Here is a 225-nt window from a genome sequence, read left to right as displayed (position 1 = left end):
CGAGACATCCGCCAAGGTTCGCTACGCGCTGGAGAGCGTCGTGGCGCGCGGAACGGGGAACAAGGCGTACATCGAGGGCTACCGCGTCGGCGGCAAGACCGGTACGGCGCAGAAGGTAAAAAACGGCAGGTACGTTAACGGGGAGTACATCGTCTCCTTTATCGGCTTCGCGCCGGCGGACGACCCCCAGATTCTGGTCTATTTCGCCGTCGACAACCCCAAGGC

1 protein-coding gene is annotated in these 225 nt (G+C 62.7%); it reads left to right on the top strand.

Going from position 1 to position 225, the window contains the following annotated elements:
* Positions 1–225 (top strand): penicillin-binding transpeptidase domain-containing protein (locus LD028_RS09890; RefSeq protein WP_255721579.1); only part of this gene is annotated, 225 nt, incomplete at both ends.

The organism is Anoxybacillus sp. LAT27 (assembly GCF_022030075.1).
Classification (GTDB): Bacteria; Bacillota; Bacilli; order Bacillales; family Anoxybacillaceae; genus Anoxybacillus; species Anoxybacillus kestanbolensis.
Note: the sequence above shows the minus strand (reverse complement) of the source record. Positions and strands in the feature narration are given on the sequence as shown.